The sequence below is a fragment of the Glacieibacterium sp. genome, from assembly GCF_965200405.1.
In the GTDB taxonomy this organism is placed as follows: domain Bacteria; phylum Pseudomonadota; class Alphaproteobacteria; order Sphingomonadales; family Sphingomonadaceae; genus Glacieibacterium.
Map to the genome: position 1 here is coordinate 718,982 of NZ_OZ241356.1, position 22,781 is coordinate 741,762.

Sequence of the window (22,781 nt, forward strand, 5' to 3'; positions counted from 1 at the left end):
CCTCCCCACGCAAAGCGTAGAGTGGGAGGAGGGAGCAAAGCCTCCCCCCGTCATCCCGGCGAATGCCGGGACCCATTCAGCTCGCGCTTGGTGATTTCGCACCACCAGTTCGACAAGCGCGGCGAATGGGTCCCGGCATTCGCCGGGATGACGCGGCGTGGGGCGGGCGGCGGGCGGCGTGGGGCCGCGGTGCAGCAACGAACCCTCGCCACGCTGAGGGATAGGCGAACCGCGCGCCGGAGTGCTACGTCCGTCGCCATCGGCAAACAGGACGCGACATGAACTCCGGCCTGCAAACCCCCTGCAATGCGAGCCCCGCAACCGCCACCTCGGCGGAACCCGCCGCGCACCCGCGCCTGACGCTTGCCGCGACCATCCTCGCCTCCAGCCTGGCCTTCATCGACGGCTCGGTGGTCAATGTCGCGCTGCCCGCCATCGGCCACAGCCTTGACGCGACGGCGGCATAGCTGCTTAGCATCCCGTCATCCCGGCGAATGCCGGGACCCATTCGCCACGCTTGTCTAAGTGGTGGTGCGAAATCACCACGCGCGAGCTGAATGGGTCCCGGCATTCGCCGGGATGACGCGGCGTGGGGCGGCGGGCGGCGGGCGGCGTGGGGCCGCGGTGCAGCAACGAACCCTCGCCACGCTGAGGGATAGGCGAACCGCGCGCCGGGGTGCTACGCCCGTCACCATCGGCAAACAGGACGCGACATGAACTCCGGCCTGCAAACCCCCTGCAACGCGAGCCCCGCCACCGCCACCTCGGCGAAACCCGCCGCGCACCCGCGCCTGACGCTTGCCGCGACCATCCTCGCCTCCAGCCTGGCCTTCATCGACGGCTCGGTGGTCAATGTCGCGCTGCCCGCCATCGGCCACAGCCTAGACGCGACGGCGGCGGACCTGCAATGGGCGGTCAACGCCTACCTGCTGCCGCTCAGCGCGCTGCTGCTGCTGGGCGGCGCGATCGGCGACCGCTTCGGGCGAAAGCGGATGCTGGTGACCGGGATCGCGGTGTTCGCGCTCGCCTCGCTGGCCTGTGCGGTGGCGCCGTCGCTCGATCTGCTGCTCGCGGCGCGGGTAGCGCAGGGGGTGGGCGCGGCGATGCTGATGCCCAACAGCCTCGCCATCCTCGGCAGCGCTTTCACCGGCGAGCAGCGCGGGCGCGCCGTCGGGACCTGGGCCGCCGCCGGCGCCATTGCCGGCGCGGTTGGCCCGCCGCTCGGGGGCTGGCTCGTCGACTCCATTGGCTGGCGAGCGATCTTCCTGCTCAACCTGCCGCTCGCCACCGCCGCAATCGTCATCGCGTGGCGCTACGTCGAGGAGAGCCGCGACCCCGGCAACGCCCGCCTCGACTGGCTCGGCGCGGCGCTGGTCACCGCCAGTCTGGGCGCGGCAACCTGGGGGCTGACGCTCGCCTCGACCGCCGGGCTGACGAGCGTCGCCGGGGCTGCGGTCGGCGCGGGCGCGGTGCTGATGCTGGCCTTCCTGTGGGTCGAGCACCGGCGCGGCGAGGCGGCGATGATGCCGCTGTCGCTGTTCGGCTCGGCCAGTTTCGTCGGGCTGACGCTGCTGACGCTGTTCCTATACGGCGCGCTCGGCGGCCTGCTCGTGCTGCTGCCCTATGTGCTGATCAAGGCGGCGGGCTACACCGCGCTGGCGGCTGGCGCGGCGCTGCTGCCATTTCCCGCAGTCATCGCGGTCGCGTCGCGCACCATGGGCCGGCTGGCGGAGCGGATGGGGCCGCGCCTGCCGTTGACCGTCGGGCCACTGGTCGTCGCGGTCGGATTCGCGCTGCTGACCCGCATCGATGCGGGCGGCGACTATTGGACGACGGTGCTGCCCGCCATCCTGGTGATCGCGGTCGGCATGGCGGGGGCGGTCGCGCCGCTGACCACCGCGGTCCTCGCCTCGGTCGACGCGCATCACACCGGCACCGCCTCGGGCTTCAACAGCGCCGTCGCGCGCACCGGCGGGCTGGTCGTCACGGCGCTGGTCGGCGGCGTCATCGGTAGCATGGGCGAGGCACTGGTCGCCGGTTTCCACGTCGCCGCCTGGGCCGGCGCCGGGCTGGCGCTGGCCGCAGCGCTGTCGGCGGGCGTGCTGCTCCACGGCGCGGCCTTGATTTCGAACCCGGACACGCCGACCTGAGCGGGGTGCAGGACCTTACCGACGACGAACTCGACCGCTACGCGCGCCATATCGTGCTGCGCGAAGTCGGCGGCCCCGGCCAGCGCGCGCTCAAGTCCGCATCTGTCGCCGTGATCGGCGCCGGCGGGCTGGGCAGCCCGTGCATCCAGTACCTCGCCGCCGCCGGGATGGGCCGGCTGACGATCATCGACGACGACCAGATCGCGCTGTCCAACCTGCAGCGCCAGGTCCTGCACGGCACCACCGACGTCGGGCGCCTCAAGACCGACAGTGCCCGCGATGCCGTGGCGCGACTCAACCCGCATGTCGAGGTGGTGCTGTATCCCGTGCGCCTCGACGCTGCGAACGCCCCCGCGCTGCTGGCCGGGCACAGCGTCATCGCCGACGGGTCGGACAGCTTTGCCACCAGACTCGCGGTCGCCGATGCCGCCTATGCGCTGAATATCCCGCTGGTATCCGCCGCCGTGGGCCCTTTCGACGGCCAATTGTCGACCTTTCGCGGCTGGGAGGCGGACTTGCCGTGCTACCGGTGCCTCGTCGGGTCGGCGCTCGACCAGGCGGACAACAGCTGCGCCGACCAGGGCGTGCTGGGGGCGCTGACCGGCGTCATGGGCTCGATGCAGGCGCTGGAAGTGGTGCGCGAGATCACCGGCTTCGGCACCTCGCTGGCCGGGCGCCTGCTGCTCTACGATGCGCTGGGCGCGCGGATGCGGACGCTGCGCCTGCCCAAGGACCCCGGTTGCGCGGGCTGCTCGTGACCCCGCTGGCCATCGTCGTCGCCGGTCCCGACCCGGCGCGGGCCCAGACCGCGCTCGACCTCGCCGCCGCCGCCGCCGCGCTGGGCCGCCCGGTCGCGATGCTGTTCGACGGGGCGAGCGTCGAACTCCTGCCCGCGCTCGCCGACGCACTCGCTACCGCCCTCGATCTCGGCGTCGAGGTCACCGCCTGCACCACCGGCCTGGCGCTGAGCGAAACCCTGCTGCCGCAAGGTGTTACCCCCGGCGGCATGGTCTCGTTCCTGCAGGCGAACCCTGCCGCCAACCTGACCGTCGTATGAGGCGAGTAATACGCCTTGCTTCCGCCAAGGTTGCGGCCTAACTCGCGCCACCTCCATGGCATCGTCCCCCCGCTCCCGCCGCCGCCCTGCCCCGTCGCGCTCGCGCGGTTTCGGAGGCTTCCTGCTGCTCATGGTCAAGCTCGGCGCGGGCGCGGTGCTGATCGGCATCCTCGGACTCGGCATCGCCGTCGCGATCGCGTTGTCCTCGCTGCCCGGCTTCGACGAGCTGATGCGCTCCCCCAACGGCCAGTCGGTCGAGGTCCGCGGCGCCGACGGCACGGTGCTGGTCACGCTCGGCCCGAGCTACGGCCAGTGGCTGCCCTACAAGTCGATCCCGCGCACCATGTCCGACGCCATGGTCTCGGTCGAGGACCGGCGCTTCTACAGCCACCCCGGCATCGATCCGATCGGCATCGCCCGCGCCGCGCTGACCAATTTCCGCTCCGGCCACTCGACGCAGGGCGCCTCGACGATCACCCAGCAGCTGGCGCGCAACGTCTTCCTGACCTCCAACAAGACCTTCGGCCGCAAGCTGCGCGAGATGGTCCTGGCCCTGGCGATCGAGCGCAAGTTCACCAAGCACGCCATCCTCGAGCTCTACCTCAACCGCGTCTATTTCGGCGGCGGCGCGTACGGCATCGACGCCGCCAGCCGCAAGTTCTTCGGCCACAGCGCCCAGACGCTCAGCCTCGAGGAAGCCGCCGTCATTGCCGGACTGGTCAAGGCCCCCAGCCGCTACGCCCCGTCCGCCGACCCCGCCCGCGCCAAGTCGCGCGCCGCCACCGTCATCGCCACCATGGCCGACAGCGGCAGCATCCTGCCCGGCGAGGCGAGCGCCGCCGACTTCACCTCGTTGCGCTTCGCCGCCCAGGCACCGCAGTCGGGCGTCCGCTATTTCACCGACTGGGCACTGGCGCAGGTCGAGGCGCTGACCGACGAATCGGTCGAGCCGTTGCTGGTGACCACCACCCTCGACCCCAAGGGCCAGCACGACGCCGAGGCCGCGATCGCCGCCGAGACCCCCAATGGCGCGCAGGGCGGACTGGTCGCCATGACCCGCGACGGCGCCGTCCGCGCCATGGTCGGCGGGCGCGACTACGTCGCCTCCAACTACAACCGCGCCGTCGTCGCGCGCCGCCAGCCGGGCTCGTCCTGGAAACTGTTCGTCTATCTCGCGGCGCTGGAGAGCGGCGTCACCCCCGACGCCGTGGTCGTCGACGAGCCGGTGACCATCGACGGCTGGAGCCCGCGCAACGCCAACGGCCGCAACATCGGCCCGGTCACCGTGACGCAAGCCTTTGCGCTGTCGATCAACACCGTCGCCGCCAAGCTGGGTGCGCAGGTCGGCTTCGACACCGTCGCCGACGTCGCCCGCCGCTTCGGCATCAGCACGCCGATCGACCGCCGCCCGGCGATGGTGCTCGGCACCTCAGACGCGACGCTGCTCGAGATGACCGCCGCCTACGCCGCAATCGCCAACAACGGCGCCGAGGTTCGCCCCTACGCCATCACCCGCATCGCCACCGCCAGCGGCAAGATCCTGTACGAGCGCGAGCCCCAGACGCCGCGCGTCCTGATCGCACCCTATGTCGCCGCCAACATGACCAAGCTGCTGCAGGCCGCGGTCGAGACCGGCACCGGCCGCGCCGCCCAGATCGGCCGGCCGCTCGCGGGCAAGACCGGCACCACCAGCAGCAACAAGGACGGCTGGTTCCTGGGCTTCACGCCGGAGCTGACCACCGGCGTCTGGATGGGCCGCGACGACGCCCGCGCCGTCCCCGGCCTGCAGGGCGGCCGCGCCCCCGCCCGCGCCTTTGCCGCGTACATGGCGCGGGCCGTCGGCGGCACCCCACCCTCCGCCCTGACCACCGAGGTCGAGAGCGGCGACATGGGCATGGAGCCTGACGACCAGGTCTATGGCCTGGCGCCCGACGGCACCACCCAGCCGGCCACCGACTTCGATGGCAACATCATCCGGCCCCAGCCCGACCCGGTTCCGATGGAGGGCGACCCACAGGCCCAACCCCAGGCCCAGCCGCGCCTCGACGACCATTTCCTCGACGAAGCCTTGAGGGACCAGCCGCCGCGCTGAATCTCGCGCAAGCGGACACCCCGCAGGTCTAGGGCGCCATCCGCTCCAGCGCCCAGCCTGCCGCCTCGCGCACCACCTCGTCGTCGTCCGCCAGCAAGGCCGACAGCGGCACCCGCAATGCCGGGTCGCCGCTGTTTCCCGCCGCGACGCAGACATTGCGGACGAAGCGGTTGCGCCCGACGCGCTTGACTGGCGACCCGGAGAAGCGTGCCCGGAACGCCGCATCGTCGAGCCCGAGCAGGTCGACCAGCGCCGGGGCGATCAGCTCCTCGCGTGCCGCGAACGCCATGTCGTGGCTGGCAACGGCAAAGCGGTTCCACGGGCACACCGCCAGGCAGTCGTCGCAGCCATAGATGCGGTTGCCGATTGCGGCGCGAAACTCGTGCGGGATCGGGCCCTTGTGCTCGATCGTCAGGTAGGAAATGCAGCGCCGCGCATCGAGGCGGTACGGCGCCGGAAAGGCATCGGTCGGGCACGCCGCCTGGCATGCCGAGCAACTGCCGCAGCGGTCGGCATGCGGCGCATCGAGCGGCAGCTCCGCCGTCGTGTAGATCGCCCCGAGGAACAGCCACGACCCGAAATCGCGGCTGACGAGGTTGGTGTGCTTGCCCTGCCAGCCCAGCCCTGCGGCTTCGGCAAGCGGCTTCTCCATCACCGGCGCGGTGTCGACGAACACCTTTAGGTCGTGGCCGCCTGCCCGGGCGAGCCAGTTGCCCAGCAGCTTCAGGCGCTTCTTGATGACGTCGTGATAGTCCTTGCCCAGCGCATAGACCGAGACGACCCCGGTCTCCGGGTGCTCGGCATGGCGCAGCGGGTCGATCGCCGGGCCGTAGTTGGTGCCGAGCATGATCACCGACCGCACCTCCGGCCACAGCCCCTGCGGCGTCGCGCGGCGATCCGCGGTGTCGGCCATCCAGATCATGTCGCCGTGGCGGCCGTCGTCGAGCCACTGCCGCAGACGGGCGCCGGCGAGCGGGGCGGCGGTCGCCGGCGCGATGCCGAGGGCGGCGAAGCCATGGGTTTGCGCCTGCGCTTCCAAGGCGCTGCGAAGTTCGGCCGGAGTCATCGCAGCCCTATAGCACCACTTCCTGCTCCCTCCCCCCACGGTGAGCATCTTCGCGAACCGAGAGTGGGGGGAGGGAGCAGGAGGTCAGAAGCCGCGGCAAAGCCGCGTCGTCGGTCGGGCTGCGGCCCGCCGGCCGGGCTGGCGCGAGTCCGCGCGCTGTTCAGCGAACGGAAGGGCGTTCGCTTCGCTGCGCTCGGCCGCGCTGCGCCTAGAAGTCTAGTTTGTCATAATGTTGGGGCGGAGCCAGCCCCTCCATCCGCTCGGCGAGCAGCGGACGGAACGTCGGGCGGGACTTCAGCGCGGAGTACCAGGTGCGCGCCTCCTCGTGGCCGTCCCAGTCGATGCCGCCGAGGTAATCAGCCACCGAGATCTGCGCCGCCGCCGCGACATCCGCCATGCCGAACGCCGGGCCCGACAGCCAGCGACGATGCTCAAGCAGATAATCGAGATAGTCGAAATGCTGTTCGGCAGCGCGCTGGGCGGCGCGGATCGTTGCCGCATCGGGGGAACCGCGCGTCACGACACGCTTGAACATCCGCTCCGCCAGCAGCGGCACCACCACCTCGGCATAGAATTTCTGGTCGAACCACGCCGTCAGCCGCCGCACCTCGGCCCGCTCCGCCGCGCCCGAGCCGAGCAGCGGGGTCTTTTCGACCGTCTCCTCCAGATACTCGCTGATCGCGGCGGAATCGCTCAGGGTCAGCGTCGCATTGGCGAGCACCGGCGTCTGCCCGGCAGGATTGAGCAGCAGGAAGGCGTCACGCCGCTCCCACGGATGCTCGCGCACCAACTCGACCGCCACCTGCTTCTCGGCACACTGGAAGCGGATCTTGCGTGAAAAGGGACACAGGGTGAAATGATGAAGCTGCCACATGTTGGCGGCACAGTAACGCGGCAGCGGCAGCGGGCAAGCAGATGTCGGCGGCGAGCGTGGTTGCTGTCAATCACCAACCGTCATCCCGGCGAATGCCGGGACCCATTCGGCACGAACTCGGATCAGAAGCGTGCTCGACTACCAATCGCTTGCGAATGGGTCCCGGCCTGCGCCGGGATGACAATGTGAGGTGGCGTCAGGCTCGAGCTGGGTTGCAGTTTGCCAAAACGCTGCCCTGTCGCTTTCAGCATGCGGTTATCGCGCCCGTCCCAAACGCCGTCATCGCGGCGCAGGCCGAGATCCATTCGGCGCGAACTTGGATCAGAAGCGTGTCCAACCACCACTCGCTTGCGAATGGGTCCCGGCCTGCGCCGGGATGACGATGTGAGGTGGCGTCAGGCTTAAGCTGGGTTTTTGTTTTCCGAAAAACGCCGCACTGACGCGTCCAGCATGGGATTGCAGCCCGTCCCCAAAATGCCGTCATCCCGGCGAATGCCGGGACCCATTCAGCACGAACTCGGATCAGAATCGTGCGCGACGACGATCCGCTTGCTTAATGGGTCCCGGCATTCGCCGGGATGACGCTCTTTTGGGCACGGGCGTGCACGGGCGCGAAGCCGTCGCCCAGCGCGTAAAGGTCCGCCTCAGTTCGCCTTCGTCAGTCGTGCGATTTCGGCTTCCAGCGTGTGGATCTTCATCGCCTGCTGCACGATGATTTCCTGCAGCGCCGATTTCTGCCCGGCGAAATCATCCGCCGCAGCCGCCGCCGGGGCTTCCGGCGTCGGCGTCACGTCGACGGTCTGGGCCTGCTTGAAGATGCCGTTGGCGCGCGCCCGCTCGATCAGCGTCGCGGAGTTCGCCGCCAACTGTACGAGGATTTCTGCCAGGCCGTCCGACTTGCTCGCCATTGCACTCGCTCCGGCCAGCTATTCGGCCGCTTCCAAGATAGGAACGGCGTCGTTCAATGGGAAGGCCAGCCGGGTCAGCATCTCCTTGGGGCAGACCTGCCAGAAGTGCAGGAGCGTCCGTTCCCAGTCGGTCAGCAGTCCGGCGGCCCAATGCGAGCCGGTTTCCGCGACATGCTCTTCGATCAGCGACTTGAGCACGCCCTCCCAATGCGTCGATGCGAGGCGCTGGATGGTGATCGAGTCCGGGTTGATGCGCCGGCCGAAGTCGTCGGCCGGGTCATAGGCGAACGCCATGCCACCGGTCATGCCCGCGCCGAAATTGTCGCCGATCTCGCCCAGGATGACCGCCGTGCCGCCGGTCATATACTCGCAGCCGTTGGCGCCGCAGCCCTCGACGACGACGGTCGCGCCGGAGTTGCGGACGGCGAAACGCTCGCCGGCCTGCCCTGCGGCGAACAGACGGCCCGAGGTCGCGCCGTACAGCACGGTGTTGCCGATGATCGTGTTGTCCTGGCTGGCGAGCGGCGACGAAACCATCGGGCGGACGACGATGGTCGCGCCGCTCAGGCCCTTGCCGACATAGTCGTTGGCCTCGCCGAAGACCTCCAGCTTGACGCCCTGCACGGCGAACGCGCCGAGGCTCTGGCCCGCCGAACCGCGCAGGCGGATGTGGATATGGCCGGGCGCCAGGCCCTTCATGCCGAACTTCGAGACGATGCCGCTCGACAGGCGGGTGCCGACCGCACGGTGCGTGTTGCGGACGCTGTAGGTCAGCTGCATCTTCTCGCCGCGCTCGAACAGGTGCGCCGCGTCGATCATCATCTGGGCGTCGAGGCTGTCGGGCACGTCGTTGCGGAAGGTGCTGATCGCAAAGCGCCGCGCATGGTCCGGCGCATCGACCTTGGCCAGGATCGGGTTGAGGTCGAGGTCGTCGAGATGCTCGGCGCCGCGGCTGACCTGGCGCAGCAGCTCGGTGCGGCCGATGACCTCGTCGAGGCTGCGGTAGCCGAGCTTCGCCAGAATGTCGCGGACCTCCTCGGCGATGAAGCTCATCAGATTGATGACCTTTTCCGGGCTGCCGTCGAACTTCTTCCGCAGCGCCTCGTCCTGCGTGCAGATGCCGACGGGGCAGGTGTTGGAATGGCACTGGCGGACCATGATGCAGCCCATCGCGACCAGGCTGAGCGTGCCGATGCCGAACTCCTCGGCGCCGAGGATCGCGGCGATGACGATGTCGCGGCCGGTCTTGAGGCCGCCGTCGGTGCGCAGCTTCACGCGGTGGCGCAATCCGTTGAGAGTCAGTACCTGATTGACCTCCGACAGGCCCATTTCCCACGGAGTCCCGGCGTATTTGATGCTGGTCTGCGGACTCGCGGCGGTGCCGCCGACATGGCCGGAGATCAGGATGACGTCGGCATGCGCCTTGGCGACGCCCGCCGCGACGGTGCCGATGCCCGCCGAGCTGACCAGTTTGACGCAGACGCGGGCGCGTGGATTGATCTGCTTGAGGTCGTAGATCAGCTGCGCAAGGTCTTCGATCGAATAGATATCATGGTGCGGCGGCGGCGAGATCAGCATGACGCCGGGCGTCGCGTGACGCAGCCGGGCGATCATGTCGGTGACCTTGAAGCCGGGCAGCTGGCCGCCCTCGCCGGGCTTGGCACCCTGGGCGACCTTGATCTCGATCTCCTCGCAGGCGTTGAGGTATTCGGCGGTGACCCCGAAGCGCCCCGACGCGATCTGCTTGACCACGGAATTGGCGTTGTCGCCGTTGGCGCGCGGCTTGAAGCGCTCGCTGTCCTCGCCGCCCTCGCCGCTGACCGCCTTGGCGCCGATGCGGTTCATCGCGATCGCCAGCGTCTCATGCGCCTCCGGCCCCAGCGCCCCCAGGCTCATCCCCGGCGACACGAAGCGCTTACGAATTTCCGTAATAGATTCAACAGTTTCTGTCGCCAGCGGAGTTTTTGCCCAATTAAATTCCAGCAAATCCCTCAAATAAATCGGCGGCAATTCCGCAGTCGCCCGCGAAAATCGCAAATAGTCCGAATAACTATCCGTACTCGTCGCCGTCTGCAGCAAATGAATCAGGTTCGCCTGGTAAGCATGCGCCTCGCTCCCCGCCCGGTACCGGTACAACCCACCGATCGGCAACGCGATCGCCTCCTCGTCCCACGCCCGGTCATGCCGCAACTTGGCGTTGAGATGGATCGAGCTGAAGCCCTCACCCGAAATCTTCGCCGGCATCCCCGGGAAAAAGTCGTTGACCAGCGCCCGGCTCAAGCCAACCGCTTCGAAATTATAGCCGCCACGGTACGACGACACGACTGCGATGCCCATCTTCGCCATGATCTTGAGCAGCCCGTCCTCGACCGCCTTCTTGTAACGCAGGACGCACTCGTCGTAGGTCTTGCCCTTGAACAGCCCACGGGAATGGCGGTCGGCAATTGCCTCTTGTGCCAGATACGCATTCACCGTCGTCGACCCCACACCGATCAGCACCGCGAAATAATGGGTGTCGAGACACTCCGACGACCGCACGTTGATGCTGACATAGGTCCGCAGCCCCTTGCGAACGAGATGGGTGTGCACACCTGCCGCTGCCAGGATCATGGTGATGCCAGCGCGCGTTGCGCTCTGCGCCTCGTCGGTCAAGAATAGCTGGCTCTTGCCGGTGCGCACCGCCGTCTCGGCCTCAAGCCTGACCCGCTCGATGGCGGCACGCAGCCCAGACGGACCACTGGCGATGTCGAAGGTGCAGTCGATAGTCGCCGCCTGGCTGCCGAACGTCTTGAGCATCAGCTCCCAGCCGAGGTTGGTGATGATCGGTGAATCGAATACCATCACCCCCTCCTGTCGCGCATCGGCGTCGAGGATGTTGCCCAGATTGGAGAAGCGCGTCTTCAGGCTCATCACGCGAGTTTCGCGCAGCGAGTCTATCGGCGGATTGGTGACCTGGCTGAAGTTCTGGCGGAAGAAGTGGCTCAGCGTCCGCGGATTGTCGGAGATGACGGCCAGCGGCGTGTCGTCGCCCATGCTGCCGACGGCCTCTTTGCCGTCCTGAACCATTGGAGAAAGCAGGATCTCCATGTCCTCCATCGTCCAACCGGCTGCGATCTGACGCCGCCGTAGCTCAGGACGTGGCAGAGTTGCGGCTGGCTGCGGACCGTCGTGGCCTGGGATCGACGAGAACGTCGTGAACCCGGCAACCATGGCGCCATAGTCATGCTCCGCTGCGATGCGATCCTTTATTTCGCGATCGCTATAGAAACGCGGGACTTCACCCTCGTCCCCGTCAAGATCCACGGCGATCATCTGGCCTGGCCCAAGCCGGCCTTTGAGGACAATCGTTGCCTCGGGCACGACGACCATGCCTGCTTCTGAGCCCGTTATCAGCAATCCATCGTCGGTCAGCAGGTAGCGCATCGGTCGTAGCGCATTACGGTCCATGCCGGCCACGACCCAGCGACCGTCGGTCATCGCCAACGCGGCCGGACCGTCCCAAGCCTCCATGATGGACGCAAAGAATGCGTACATCGCCCGATGGCTTTCCGGCAGCGAATCGTCCTTGGCCCAAGCTTCGGGCACCAACACCAACTTCGCCGTCGGTGCGTCGCGCCCTGAACGAACCATCGCCTCGAATACTGCATCAAGGGCCGCGGTATCGCTGGCGCCAGCAGGGATCAGCGGCTTGATATCCTCGGAGTGCTCGCCAAACGCCGACGCGGCCATCCGAATTTCGTGGCTCTTCATCCAGTTCTTGTTGCCGCGAACCGTGTTGATCTCGCCGTTATGCGCCAGGCAACGGAACGGTTGCGCCAGCCACCATTGCGGGAAGGTGTTGGTCGAATAGCGCTGGTGATAGATGGCAAAGCGTGACGTGAAGCGATCGTCGGCGAGGTCGGGATAGAAGACTGACAGCTCCTCCGCCAGGAACAGGCCCTTGTAGATTATCGAGCGGCACGACAGCGAGCAGATGTAGAAACCCTGTATTTGTGCTGCGATCACCGCCCGCTCGATCCGGCGGCGGATCAGGTAGAGGTCTTTCTCGAACGCATCCTTGGCGCCGGAGCCGGGCAGCGGGCCAGCAATCATGATCTGCTCGATCTCGGGGCGCGACAGCATCGCCTTGTCGCCGATGACGCCGACGTCGACCGGCACTTGGCGCCAGCCGTAAATCGTGTAGCCGAAGTCGATGATCTCGCTTTCGACGATGGTGCGGCAGGTTTCCTGGGCGGCGAGGTCGGTGCGGGGCAGGAAGACCATGCCGACCGCGGTCAGGTTGGGCTTGGGCTTGTGGCCGGCACGATCAATATGTTCATGAAAGAAGTCGACTGGGATCTCGACGTGGAGGCCGGCGCCGTCGCCGGTCTTGCCGTCGGCGTCGACGGCGCCGCGGTGCCAGACCGCCTTTAGGGCGTCGATGGCGGCGGTGACGACGCGGCGGGAGGCTTTGCCGTCGGTCGCCGCGATGACGCCGACACCGCAGGCATCGGATTCCATGTCGGGGCGGTACATGCCGACTTCGGCGATGCGGGCGCGTTCGGCGGCGGAGACTGTCATGGCTTTTCACTCGCAGCTTCGGCGGCCGTCATCGCTTCGAGACAGGCCCGGTTGAGTAGCACGGTCGACTTCGCCTTCATGACCGGGGCGACCTTGGCCATCATCGGCTGCAGCGTGGCCGGATCGCGCGCGGCGATGGCGGCTCGGGCAGCGGTCAACTCGGCGGGGGTCAGCGCCTCGCGGTAGCTGGCGGCAAGGTTCGTCTCCCACTCGGCGCCGTAAGTCGCGACAGCATCGGCGGTGGCTGCGGCGAACAGCTTGGCAGCGCGCTCCGCACCGACTTTCCCGGCGATGATCTTGCCGACCTTGGAGGTGTTGAGCGTGATGCTGACGAAATTACCGAACTGCTCGCGCGGCGCGACGGAGTGCGCAATATCCGCTGCAATGTCAGCAGGTTGCGCGCCAACGGGAGCCGCCGCGGCCAGCAGCGCGGCAAGGACGACGCCGCGCAGCATCACGCCGCGACGCGCAGGGCTTCGACCTTTGCGGCCATATATTTGTGCATCGCCGCCGCGACATCGCGGCCGTCGCGGATCGCCCAGACCACCAGCGAGGCGCCACGGACGATGTCGCCGGCCGCGAAGACACCGTCGAGGCTGGTCGCCATGGTCTTGTGGTCGACGCGTAGCGTGCCCCAGCGGTTGACCCCCAGCGCGGCATTGCCGAACGCCACCGGCAGGTCTTCCGGGTCGAAGCCCAGCGCCTTGATGACCAAATCGGCGTCGAGCCGGAAGCGGCCTCCGTCGTCGAGTTCGGGCGCGCGCCGGCCATCGGGACCGGGCGCTCCCAGGCGCATCTTGTCGGCCAGCACGACGGCGGCGGGCGAGCCGAGCACCGAATGCGGCGCGCTGAGCCAGACGAACTCGACGCCCTCCTCCTCGGCATGGGCGACTTCGCGCTGCGAGCCCGGCATGTTGGCGCGGTCGCGGCGGTACAGGCACTTTACCGAGGCAGCACCCTGGCGGACGGCGGTACGGACGCAGTCCATCGCCGTGTCGCCGCCGCCGATGACGACGACGTGCTTGCCGGCAGCATCATAGTCGGCCGCATCGGTCACGGTGTCGCCAAAGCCGCGGCGATTGCTGCGGGTCAGATAGTCGAGCGCGCCGACGACGCCCGTCGCATCGATGCCGGGCACGTTGATATCGCGCGGCTTGTAGACGCCGGTCGCGATCAGGATGCTGTCGTGCCGGTCGCGCAACTCGTCGAGGCTGGCGTCGCGGCCGACTTCGAAGCCGAGGTGGAAGATGATGCCGCCAGCCTCGAGGCGCTCGATCCGCCGGGTCACCACATACTTCTCGAGCTTGAAGCCGGGGATGCCATAGGTCAGCAGGCCACCGGCGCGGTCGTAGCGGTCGTAGACGTGGACCTCATAGCCCTTGACCCGCAGCATTTCCGCAGCCGTCAGCCCGGCGGGGCCGGCACCGATGATGCCGACCGACTGGCCACCGCGATCGGCGACCGGGACCAGAGGCTTGACCCAGCCCTCCTCCCAGGCGGTGTCGGTGATGAACTTCTCGACTGAACCGATCGTGACCGAGCCGAAGTCCTTCTCGATAACGCAATTACCCTCGCACAGCCGATCCTGCGGGCAGATGCGACCGCAGATTTCCGGCATGCTCGAGGTCGCGTTCGACAGTTCATACGCTTCTTCGAGCCGCCCCTCGGCGGTCAGGCGCAACCAGTCCGGGATGTTGTTATGAAGCGGGCAATGGACCTGGCAGAACGGCACGCCGCACTGCGAGCAGCGGCTCGCCTGCTCCTCGGCCTTGGCGATAATATAAGGCCGCGAGATCTCGAGGTAATCCTCGGCACGCAGTTCAGCCGGCCGCTTCAGCGGATACTGCTGCTCGCGATCAGTAAAATGCAGCATTGTCGCTTCGACCACGGCAGGCTCCTTCGGCTGCCGGGATACTGCGCAAACTCCCGTGAGTCACGCACTATTTGCCCAATAGGGAACGTTTGATAACTATTTCGGAAACCGACTACTTCCGACCTGCCTCACTTAGCTCGCATTCTCCAGAATAGTCTAATTTCGGTACTATCGGTTGAGCAGCCACACCAGGGCGGCAGCACCGGCAATGATCCGGTACCAGGCAAATGGCGCAAAGCCATAGCGGCTGATCACCGCGACGAACCCCTTCACCACGACCAGCGCCACGACGAACGCCACCATGAAGCCGATGGCAATCGCGTGAAATTCGCCGGCATCCAGCGCCGCGCGGTTCTTGAACAGCTCGAGCGCCGTCGCGCCCAGCATCGTCGGCACCGCCAGGAAGAAGCTGAACTCCGCAGCCGTACGCCGCTGCACGCCCATCGCCAGCGCACCCATGATTGTCGCGCCGGAGCGGCTGACTCCAGGCACCATCGCGAGGCACTGGACGAAGCCGATGCCGAGGGCGGTCCGTGCCGGCATCGCCGCGACTCCCTCGACAGTGGCACGCTTGGCCCAACGCTCGACCGCCAGGATACCGATGCCACCGACGATCAGCGCGACGGCAACCACCACCGCATTGCCCAGCAGTGCCTCGATCTGCTTGTGCAACGCCAGCCCGATCACTGCCGCGGGTATGAAGCCCAGCAGCACGTTACGGGTAAAGCGCCACGAACCGGCATCGCGCGTCGCCAGCCCGCGCAGCACCGTCCAGAAGGTCCGCCAGTACAGCACCACGATCGCCAGGATCGCGCCGAGCTGGATGACGATATTGAACAGTTTCCAGCGTTCCGCGTCATAGCCGAGCAGTTCGCCCGCGAGGATGAGATGCCCGGTCGACGACACCGGCAAAAACTCGGTGATCCCCTCGACAATGCCGAGGATGATGATGTCGAGTAGCGAATGCTCCACGGCGCTTCCTTATGATCATCGCATTATCAATTGAAGGTCGTCGGTTCGAGCGGAGTGTTCGAGGCCCGGCATGATGGGTCCCGGCCTGCGCCGGGATGACGACGTTACGCGACCTCAGGCGACCAGCGGATCGCGGTGAAAGCGTCCGCCGGTACGGTAGCGCTCGAGATAGGCCGGCGCGATGCTCTCCAGCGGCGTCGGCTCGATGCCCAGCTCCGCCAGCCCGGGCGCGCCCTGCGGCACGACATTGTCATGCTGGAGCATCTGCCACTGGTCCCAGGTCATCGGCGCACCGGGAACGAAGCGCCCGAGCTTGGCCATCATCGCGGCGATACCGTCCGGCACTTCGACCAGCGACTTCTTGCTGCGAATCTCGTGCATGATGAAGGCGAGGATCTGGCGGAACGTATAGGTGCGCGGACCGCCCAGCGAATAGGTCCTGCCGCCATGCGCCTCGGGATCGGCAAGCGCGGCGGCGATGGCGCGCGCGACGTCGAGCACGAACACCGGCTGGAAGCGCGTGCCGCCCGCCACCACCGGCATCACCGGCAGGCGCGCCGCAAGCCCGGCAAAGCGGTTGATGAACTGGTCCTCCTGACCAAAGACGATCGAGGGTCGCACGATCGTCGCGTGCGGCAGCGCGGCGTGCACCGCCGCCTCGCCCTGCGCCTTGGTCCGCGCATAGCCCGCCTCGGCCTTCGCATCGACGCCGATCGCGGAGACCTGCACGAAGGCGCTCACGCCGGCGTTGGCTGCCGCCCGGGCGACATTGGCCGCGCCTGTCGCCTGGACCTTGTTGAAGCTTTGGCCGCCGCTCTCCGCCAGGATACCGGCGAGATTAACGCCCGCCGTTGCACCGTGGAACGCCGCCGCCATGCTGCCGAGGTCACCGACATTGCCGCCGAACGGCTGGATCTGGCCGACGGCGCCGAGCGGCCGCAGATACAGCGCGCTTTGCGGATTACGCGCGACAACGCGGATACGCACCCCGGTCTGGGCCAGCACCTGCACCAGGTAACGGCCGATGAACCCTGAGCCGCCGACGATCACTACCAGCCCGTCCATCGCCCAACCTTCGCTTTGCCTGTCCAGCCACGGCTCCCGCAGCATCCGGCGCCTTGTGGCGCAGCCCCCGCCCGATGACAACTCTCCCGCCGTCGCAGCCGCAACGCTAATCGAGACGCGCACGACATCATCTGTGCGTAACGCGATTGACACCCGCCGCACCGTCCCCTACCTCCGCGCCTCGCAACCTGCCCAGGTGGCGGAATTGGTAGACGCGCCAGCTTCAGGTGCTGGTATTGGTAACGATGTGAAGGTTCGAGTCCTTTCCTGGGCACCATCCCCCCGGTCGTGAACGACCGGGGGAGATTGCAGAAGACCAAACCGCGATTTTAGCTCTACCGTGATCGCTGGCGGATGCTGGTCTGTGCGAGCTATCGTAAAAACGCTGGGCGCTTTGGGGCCATTTCTGCTGGCTAATGGAAGACTCTAGCTGCGAGCCTCCGTGTTCTACTCTCGATTCTCGCGAAGCAGTTCCCCCGTCGCCCTTCGACCACCCCTGCCAATACTAGCTGCCAGCAAAGACTTCGAGTCGATGGTTCGTCCCTGGCTTAACGTTGGGAGCGGCCTCTGGCGTGGGCCCTGCGTCGCCCGGTAGCAGCAGCGCAGTACGGGCGCACCGCTGGAAGTTCGGGCTCTCGGCACCAGTCGATGCTCTGGCCTTACTCAAGTCCGGAGGTAGGCGTTACTCGCGCTCGGCTCGATGTTTACAAGCATCAAGACTGGGTTCGTGTCGAAGAGCGAAGCATGGCGAGCCGCCAGATTGGCGAGAAGTCAGTCTGGCCGTCGTTCGAAAGATTTTTCTGGTGTAAAATCAACGCCATTTCGAAGCGCTGACGACCAATTGAAAAATCGTAATCGTCAATCGACATTAGCCGCAATAGCTTGTTGACAGCAAAGGCTCTCGGGTATTTATCTATGTCAACAAGTGGCGAGCAGGTGACGACTCCAAGTGGAGCCAGCCACACTGCATTCGGCACATAGAATAGTCGTGACTACGGCCTCCAATGGCCGAGTTGCATAACAGGGGGGGGGTCATGATCATTTCGTCATGCCGCGCGTTGGACAATGCTGTTCGTCGTGTAAGGTTCGGATCGGCGCTGACCGGCGCGTCGAGCCTATTGGCTCTCGTCGCGGCAAATGCCGCGTACGCCCAGTCAACGCCGGGTCAGCCTTCATCGTCCACGACATTGCAGGCGACATCGGATCCCGCCTTGTCGAGCACACCGCAACGCGCGGCAGACCAGCCGCCGCCGACCTCGCAGCAGGCGGAAACGGCAGCCGCCGCGTCTCGAACTTCCCCGGGGGCCCCGGATGCCGGAGCGAACGGAGACGAAATCGTCGTCACCGGCCTGATCGGCTCGCTCGTCCGCAACCTTGATCTAAAGCGTCAATCGGCGGGTGTCGTCGACGTGATTTCGGCCGAGGACATCGGCAAGTTCCCCGATGCGAACGTCGCCTCGGCACTCCAGCGTCTCCCCGGCGTCACGATCCAGCGCTCCGGCTCACGCGGCGACGCGACCGGCGTCAGCATCCGCGGCTTCGGCGGCGGTTTCGTCGATACGTTGTACGACGGCCGCCACATCTCGACCGCGACGGGCAACCGCGGCGTCGATTTCACCACCGTCGGATCGGACTTCGTCGGCCGCCTCAGCGTGCTCAAGACGCCGGACGTCGCGCTGTCGACCAGCGCCATTGGCGGCACCGTCGACATCGCCTTCCCCAAGCCGTTCGACCGCGAGGGCTTTCACGTCGCTGCGACGGCATCGGGCACGATGCAGTCCCGCAACAAGAACGTCAGGCCGACCGGCGGCCTGCTTGTCTCGGATACGTTCGCAGACGGCAAGTTCGGCATCCTTGCCGACATCGCTTATTCACGGCGCGATACGACGACGAACAACGCCGGCACCAACGGCTGGGTGGGCATCACTCTCTACCCCTGCCAGCGCACCGCAAGCTGCGCCGTGTCCGACTTCACGCCGGCCAACAAGGAAACCAAGCCAGCCTGGTTCCCGCAGCGTATCCTTGCGGCGCAGGAAAACAATCTGGACGAGCGGGTCGACGGCCGCCTCGCGCTTCAATGGCGCCCGACCGACACCATCCTGTTTACGCTCGATGATAATTTCAGCAGGCAGAACCTGCGGACCAACAATGGTCAGACCGCCGCGTGGTTCAACGGCACCGATCTGCGCAACGTCAAGACCGACGCGAATGGTACGATCGTCGACTTCAATCAGTTCGGCACCCCGAACGATCTCATCGCGATCCGGACGCGCAACGTGCTCCGGACGAACCAGACCGGCCTCAACATGAAGTGGGAGATCGTCGAGCATCTGACGCTCGACCTTGACGGTGCCTATTCGAAGAGCGTCAAGAATCCCGGCCACTTGCAGGTCAACGATCAGGCCTTCCTGGGTTATGGCGGTTTCAACCCGGATCCGAATGGCACGTTCATCACGCCTCCCTGCGTCTTCCCCGCCGGCGCCACGTCAACAACTCCGCCGACGTCATGCATCAAGGCCAGTACGATCCTTGGGGCCAATACGGGCGTCACGATCCTCGGCAACAGCAACAAGTACATTCCGTCGATCCATGATTTCGGACCTCGCGGCAACGCCGCTGACTTCGGCAGCCAGACACTGGCTGGATCGCACGTGCAGTTCCGGGGCGGTGACTATAATACCGACGTCGTCAAGCAGGCCCGTGGCTCCTTGAACTGGGATAAGGACGACCTGAAGGTCACTTTCGGCGGCCAGTATGTCGAGGACCGCCTGCACACGGAGACGACGAATACCTCGCTCAACGGCGCGTCGGTGGCGTATTCCGGTTACGGTCCGCAGTCGGGCCGGGTCGGCCTCAGCCAGGCGACACCGGATACCTTCCTGCCGTACGTCAGCACCGAGAATTTCTTCCCTGGATACACGGGCAATATCGTGCCCGCGATCCCGAGGTTCGATCCGTACAAGGTATACGCGCAAATCGAAGCGGCCTTCCCGAATGGGCCGAAGATCGTGCCGATGCTGGATCCTGGCACCGTTCTCGAGGTGCGGGAGCGAGTGCTGGGCATCTTCTTCAAGGCGGCGTTCGAGAATGAGATTGCCGGCATGCCGTTCCGCGTCTCGGCGGGCGTACGTCGCGAAAGCACGAGCGTGCGCACCATGGCACTCGGCCGGATCCTGCTCGGCCTGTATCGTCCGCCGGGCGATCCGACGCTGATCGCGCCGGACCCATCGCTCGGGCCGAACGGCAACGGCTACAGCAACCCGCAGCCGATCATCGGCAAGAACAAATATTCGTTCCTGCTGCCGAGCGTCGATCTGAAGCTGGACGTCACGTCGAACCTGGTCGTGCGCGCCGATGCATCGCGCACCTTGACCCGGCCTGCTCTCGCCGACCTGCGGCCGACGGTCGTTCCCAGCACCTTGCGCGTCGGCACCCTCGCCGCGACCGGCGGAAATACGGATCTATCCCCGTACCTGTCCGACAACTACGACCTGGGCGTCGAGTGGTACTATCATCGGAACTCGTACTTCGCCGTCAACGGCTTCGTGAAGAACATCAGCAACTTCATCGTCGGCGGTGTGCAGTCTCAGACAATCAACAACGTCATCGATCCGTCCACGGGGCAAATCGCGAAGTTCAATGTCCAGCTTCGGGTTAACGGCCCGAATGCCACGGTGAAGGGCGTCGAAATCGCCTGGCAGCAAATCTTCGGCAGCAGCGGCTTCGGCTTCCAGGCCAATGCCACGATCCCGTCGACTAACCGCAAGTTCGACTCGGCGAACATCACCGGCACGGGCTTCTCGGTTCCGGGCCTGGCCAAGTCTGCCAACTTCGTCGGTTTCTACGACAAGCATGGCTTCCAGATCCGCGCTGCGGTGAACTGGCGCGACCAGTATCTGCTGCAGCTCGGCCAAGGCTCGACCGGTGCGTTTGGCGCCGAGCCGGTTTATGTGAACAGGCAGCTTCAGGTCGATGCATCGACGAGTTGGGACATCAACGAGCATGTCACGCTCTTCGGTGAAGCGACCAACATCAACAACTCGACCTACAGCACGCATGGTCGCTTCAATAATCAGCTGCTCGATGTGTGGTCATATGGTCGGCGCTACACGGCCGGCGCGCGGTTCCACTTCTAAACGACCTGCCAATCGATCAGGCAATTGTTTGGATGCAGCAGGGTGCAGGGTGACAGGAATGTCCCTTGCACCCTGCAGGACTCGCCTCTGCTCGATCAGAGCCGACTTCATCCGATTATCGATCCGACGTCGACGGGCTAGCTGCGGCGGCCGCCCGACCAACCGTGACCGCCTTGGCCTAGTCCAGGCCGACTGGTCGAACACAAGATGCGTCCGCAGCCCGGCGGCGTGCCGAAATCGGGTTGCCTGCAACGCCGCGCCCGCCGATGCTTCGCCAAAGGAGCGGGCATGACCGAACAACTGGAAATCCTGAACACCGAGACGCACAAGGCGCTCCGGATGCATGGCTTCGTGGGTCAGCATCCAAGCTTCGTGACCATCGTCCTGGGCGAATTCGCGGCGGCGGCCGCCGTCTGCCCGATCTTCTTCGCCAAGGATCCCGAAACCGGTGCCTTTTTTGTGGGCGCGGTATTCGGCTTCAAGCCCGGCGAGACGCTTGTCGAGGGCGCCGGAGAGGTGGACGGGCTGTTCCGGCCCCTAGATCTGCAGCGGCAGGGTTTTCTGTTCACCGAGGAGGAAATCGCCGTTGACGTTGCGCACCCCCGGTTTGCGGGTCAGGCGACGATTGCGCTCTTCGATGAGGATGGCGAGCCCAGCGGCGCCCTTCGTCGCATCCAATGGGCGCTGGGCCAGCTCAAGGGTGGCCTGGATGCCACCACCGACTTCATCAACGCCCTGTTGAAACTGAAATTGATCGAGTCGATCGATATCAGCCTCAAGTTCGATGATGGCGAGACGGTGGATCTCACCGGCCTCTACACGATAAGCCGAGATCGCCTGGCTGAACTCGAAGGCGCGGACGTCGTCGAATTATTCCAAAGCGGCTATCTCCAGGCAGCCCACTGCATCCTTTTCTCACTCAATCAGATCGGCGTGCTCGCGCGTCGCCGAAACCGGCGCCTAGCCGGCGCATGACACGGCCCGAAACGGATGGCGAGCTGCCGTCGGTGGCGGAGGTCGATCCGTCATGCTTCGCCGATGCCCCGACGTTTCGCCGCGAGGTGGCGGAGCGATGCCGGCCCGCCATCCTGCGTGGCGTTTTCCGCGACTGGCCAATCGTCCAGGCGGCCGCTGAGTCTCCCACCGCACTACGTAGCTATCTTGCCCGCTTTGCCGGGCCGGCGGCTGCGCATGTCTTTCTCGGCAAACCCGATATCGCCGGCCGGTATTTCTACGCCGATGGCGGCGAAGGTTCAATTTCCAGCGTCTCGACATGGACCTGCTGACCGCCGTCGATCGCATCCTGGCCAGTGCCGCAGCGCCGGGATCGCCGAGCATCTATGTCGGATCGCTCCCGACCGAGACCTATTTGCCCGGCTTCAACGAGGAAAACCCCACGCCGCTCGTGCCGCCGGGCGTCAACGCGCGCATCTGGATTGGCACCGGCTCGAACGTCTCCTGCCACTACGACACGTTCGAGAACATCGCCTGCGTCGTTGCCGGGCGCCGTCGCTTCACCCTCTACCCGCCGGATGCGATCGGCGACCTTTATGTCGGATCGATCGACAACACGCTGGCCGGGGCGCCCGTGAGCATGGCCGAGGGGACCTCGCCCGGGGATCCGCGCTATCCCCGGCTCGCCGCTGCCCGCGCCAAAGCCATGGTCGCCGACCTTGGCCCCGGCGACGCTCTCTATCTGCCGAAGCTCTGGTGGCACCGCGTCGAGGCGACGGCACCAGTCAACATGCTGGTCAATTACTGGTGGGATGCGTTTCAGGCGGGCCCGGATGCGCCATTCACGTCGATGTTGCTCGCCATGATCACTCTCGCGGAGCGGCCGGCGCCCGAACGCGAGGCGTGGCGGGCATTTTTCGATCATTATGTCTTCCGGACCGAAGGCCACCCGCTGGCCCACCTGCCGGAAGACCAACATGGTACGCTGGGCCCTCTCGGGCAGGGCAATTACGGTCGGATTCGCGCGCGCGTGCTGCAGGCCCTGCGCAACGCATAGGGCCTGCATAGCTGGCG

17 protein-coding genes, 1 tRNA gene and 1 pseudogene are annotated in these 22,781 nt (G+C 66.3%); 9 read left to right on the forward strand and 10 right to left on the reverse strand.

Going from position 1 to position 22,781, the window contains the following annotated elements:
• Positions 1-278 precede the first annotated feature (278 nt).
• The 5 genes from ACOFKW_RS03225 to ACOFKW_RS03245 all read left to right on the forward strand — a co-directional run bounded on the left by ACOFKW_RS03225 (position 279) and on the right by ACOFKW_RS03245 (position 5,299).
• On the forward strand, positions 279-467 hold the full coding sequence (locus tag ACOFKW_RS03225) for a hypothetical protein (RefSeq protein ID WP_419815918.1): 189 nt from the start codon (positions 279-281) through the stop codon (positions 465-467).
• Between the two features lie 246 nt (positions 468-713).
• Complete coding sequence (locus tag ACOFKW_RS03230) at positions 714-2,150, forward strand: MFS transporter (RefSeq protein ID WP_419815919.1); 1,437 nt, start codon at positions 714-716, stop codon at positions 2,148-2,150.
• Positions 2,147-2,908 carry a HesA/MoeB/ThiF family protein gene (locus ACOFKW_RS03235; protein ID WP_419816855.1) on the forward strand — a complete coding sequence of 254 codons (762 nt, stop codon included), beginning with the start codon at positions 2,147-2,149 and terminating at the stop codon, positions 2,906-2,908. Before ACOFKW_RS03230 ends, ACOFKW_RS03235 begins: the two co-directional genes overlap by 4 nt.
• On the forward strand, positions 2,890-3,207 hold the full coding sequence (locus ACOFKW_RS03240) for a peroxiredoxin (protein WP_419815920.1): 318 nt from the start codon (positions 2,890-2,892) through the stop codon (positions 3,205-3,207). The genes ACOFKW_RS03235 and ACOFKW_RS03240 overlap by 19 nt, the downstream gene beginning before the upstream one ends.
• A gap of 55 nt (positions 3,208-3,262) precedes the next feature.
• Positions 3,263-5,299 carry a transglycosylase domain-containing protein gene (locus ACOFKW_RS03245; protein WP_419815921.1) on the forward strand — a complete coding sequence of 679 codons (2,037 nt, stop codon included), beginning with the start codon at positions 3,263-3,265 and terminating at the stop codon, positions 5,297-5,299.
• Between the two features lie 28 nt (positions 5,300-5,327).
• On the opposite strand, the gene queG is transcribed toward ACOFKW_RS03245, so the two are convergent.
• From queG to ACOFKW_RS03290, 9 genes are all read right to left on the reverse strand, one after another.
• Complete coding sequence (gene queG, locus ACOFKW_RS03250; RefSeq protein WP_419815922.1) at positions 5,328-6,365, reverse strand: tRNA epoxyqueuosine(34) reductase QueG; 1,038 nt, start codon at positions 6,363-6,365, stop codon at positions 5,328-5,330.
• Positions 6,366-6,573: 208 nt separating this feature from the next.
• Positions 6,574-7,239 carry a glutathione S-transferase family protein gene (locus ACOFKW_RS03255; protein WP_419815923.1) on the reverse strand — a complete coding sequence of 222 codons (666 nt, stop codon included), beginning with the start codon at positions 7,237-7,239 and terminating at the stop codon, positions 6,574-6,576.
• Positions 7,240-7,361: 122 nt separating this feature from the next.
• Positions 7,362-7,544 carry a hypothetical protein gene (locus ACOFKW_RS03260; protein ID WP_419815924.1) on the reverse strand — a complete coding sequence of 61 codons (183 nt, stop codon included), beginning with the start codon at positions 7,542-7,544 and terminating at the stop codon, positions 7,362-7,364.
• A 339-nt stretch (positions 7,545-7,883) separates the two neighbouring features.
• A complete protein-coding gene (locus ACOFKW_RS03265; RefSeq protein ID WP_419815925.1) occupies positions 7,884-8,147 on the reverse strand; it encodes a hypothetical protein in 264 nt (87 codons plus the stop codon).
• A gap of 18 nt (positions 8,148-8,165) precedes the next feature.
• A complete protein-coding gene (gene gltB, locus ACOFKW_RS03270) occupies positions 8,166-12,707 on the reverse strand; it encodes a glutamate synthase large subunit (RefSeq protein ID WP_419815926.1) in 4,542 nt (1,513 codons plus the stop codon).
• Positions 12,704-13,165, reverse strand: coding sequence for a hypothetical protein (locus tag ACOFKW_RS03275; protein WP_419815927.1), 462 nt, complete (start codon positions 13,163-13,165; stop codon positions 12,704-12,706). The genes gltB and ACOFKW_RS03275 overlap by 4 nt, the downstream gene beginning before the upstream one ends.
• Entirely contained in the window at positions 13,162-14,595 is a 1,434-nt protein-coding gene (locus tag ACOFKW_RS03280; RefSeq protein WP_419815928.1) for an NAD(P)-dependent oxidoreductase, read from the reverse strand. The genes ACOFKW_RS03275 and ACOFKW_RS03280 overlap by 4 nt, the downstream gene beginning before the upstream one ends.
• Positions 14,596-14,748: 153 nt before the next feature.
• Positions 14,749-15,552, reverse strand: a complete 804-nt coding sequence (locus ACOFKW_RS03285; RefSeq protein WP_419815929.1) for an undecaprenyl-diphosphate phosphatase — start codon at positions 15,550-15,552, stop codon at positions 14,749-14,751.
• Between the two features lie 114 nt (positions 15,553-15,666).
• Positions 15,667-16,617, reverse strand: coding sequence for a complex I NDUFA9 subunit family protein (locus ACOFKW_RS03290; RefSeq protein WP_419815930.1), 951 nt, complete (start codon positions 16,615-16,617; stop codon positions 15,667-15,669).
• 190 nt (positions 16,618-16,807) lie between these two features.
• Between ACOFKW_RS03290 and ACOFKW_RS03295 the strand changes: the two genes are divergently transcribed.
• Positions 16,808-16,894 (forward strand) — tRNA-Leu (locus tag ACOFKW_RS03295).
• A 436-nt stretch (positions 16,895-17,330) separates the two neighbouring features.
• Here ACOFKW_RS03295 and ACOFKW_RS03300 read toward each other — a convergent pair.
• A complete protein-coding gene (locus ACOFKW_RS03300; protein ID WP_419815931.1) occupies positions 17,331-17,486 on the reverse strand; it encodes a hypothetical protein in 156 nt (51 codons plus the stop codon).
• 165 nt (positions 17,487-17,651) lie between these two features.
• Between ACOFKW_RS03300 and ACOFKW_RS03305 the strand changes: the two genes are divergently transcribed.
• From ACOFKW_RS03305 to ACOFKW_RS03315, 3 genes and pseudogenes are all read left to right on the forward strand, one after another.
• Positions 17,652-20,753: a TonB-dependent receptor gene (locus ACOFKW_RS03305; protein ID WP_419815932.1), complete on the forward strand. Its 3,102-nt coding sequence runs from the start codon at positions 17,652-17,654 to the stop codon at positions 20,751-20,753.
• A gap of 288 nt (positions 20,754-21,041) precedes the next feature.
• A complete protein-coding gene (locus ACOFKW_RS03310) occupies positions 21,042-21,728 on the forward strand; it encodes a SapC family protein (RefSeq protein WP_419815933.1) in 687 nt (228 codons plus the stop codon).
• Positions 21,725-22,764, forward strand: a pseudogene (locus ACOFKW_RS03315) (cupin-like domain-containing protein). The gene ACOFKW_RS03310 and the pseudogene ACOFKW_RS03315 overlap by 4 nt, the downstream one beginning before the upstream one ends.
• The last annotated feature ends 17 nt before the right edge of the window (positions 22,765-22,781 follow it).

Excerpts from the sequence above, each read along its gene's own strand:
- ACOFKW_RS03225 (WP_419815918.1), top strand. The coding sequence starts at position 279 with ATGAACTCCGGCCTGCAAACCCCCTGCAATGCGAGCCCCGCAACCGCC.
- ACOFKW_RS03230 (WP_419815919.1), top strand. The coding sequence starts at position 714 with ATGAACTCCGGCCTGCAAACCCCCTGCAACGCGAGCCCCGCCACCGCC.
- ACOFKW_RS03245 (WP_419815921.1), top strand. The coding sequence starts at position 3,263 with ATGGCATCGTCCCCCCGCTCCCGCCGCCGCCCTGCCCCGTCGCGCTCG.
- queG (WP_419815922.1), bottom strand. The coding sequence starts at position 6,365 with ATGACTCCGGCCGAACTTCGCAGCGCCTTGGAAGCGCAGGCGCAAACC.
- ACOFKW_RS03255 (WP_419815923.1), bottom strand. The coding sequence starts at position 7,239 with ATGTGGCAGCTTCATCATTTCACCCTGTGTCCCTTTTCACGCAAGATC.
- ACOFKW_RS03260 (WP_419815924.1), bottom strand. The coding sequence starts at position 7,544 with ATGGATCTCGGCCTGCGCCGCGATGACGGCGTTTGGGACGGGCGCGAT.
- ACOFKW_RS03265 (WP_419815925.1), bottom strand. The coding sequence starts at position 8,147 with ATGGCGAGCAAGTCGGACGGCCTGGCAGAAATCCTCGTACAGTTGGCG.
- gltB (WP_419815926.1), bottom strand. The coding sequence starts at position 12,707 with ATGACAGTCTCCGCCGCCGAACGCGCCCGCATCGCCGAAGTCGGCATG.
- ACOFKW_RS03290 (WP_419815930.1), bottom strand. The coding sequence starts at position 16,617 with ATGGACGGGCTGGTAGTGATCGTCGGCGGCTCAGGGTTCATCGGCCGT.
- ACOFKW_RS03300 (WP_419815931.1), bottom strand. The coding sequence starts at position 17,486 with ATGTCGATTGACGATTACGATTTTTCAATTGGTCGTCAGCGCTTCGAA.
- ACOFKW_RS03305 (WP_419815932.1), top strand. The coding sequence starts at position 17,652 with ATGATCATTTCGTCATGCCGCGCGTTGGACAATGCTGTTCGTCGTGTA.
- ACOFKW_RS03310 (WP_419815933.1), top strand. The coding sequence starts at position 21,042 with ATGACCGAACAACTGGAAATCCTGAACACCGAGACGCACAAGGCGCTC.